At 63.9% G+C, this 407-nt stretch carries 1 protein-coding gene; it reads left to right on the forward strand.

Going from position 1 to position 407, the window contains the following annotated elements:
- A partial coding sequence (locus L6D81_RS29355) for a hypothetical protein (RefSeq protein WP_236183002.1) occupies positions 1-407 on the forward strand: 407 nt, incomplete at both ends.

Genomic DNA, 407 nt, shown 5'->3' on the forward strand with positions numbered 1-407 from the left:
CGGCCGGCGATTCACAACAGCTTGTCGCGGGCGGCGATCTTTCTCGGGGATGAGCCGCAGGAGCTGATTGTTGCGCTGGCCGGGGACGCGGCGCGGTTTTATCACTTTCGGGCTGGGCGTCTGACGGCTGTCAGCGATGCGTACGGCAACCGGTTGCGCATTACGCGTGATCGTCTGGATCGCGTTGAGCGCCTCGATAACGGCGCTGGCCGTTCGCTGCTGCTGCGCTACGAGCGGGCGCATCTGGTCGCGGTCGATTATCAGGTTTTTCGGGAGTCGACCTGGCGCACCGAGCAGACGCTGGCCAGCTATCGCTTTGATGCCCGTCATCGGCTGATCGAGGCGTCGAACGCCGTCGGCGAAAGCGAGCGTTACGACTACGACGACCAACACGTCATCCTGCAGCG

The sequence above is a fragment of the Pseudomonas sputi genome, assembly GCF_021603585.1.
GTDB lineage: Bacteria > Pseudomonadota > Gammaproteobacteria > Pseudomonadales > Pseudomonadaceae > Aquipseudomonas > Aquipseudomonas sputi.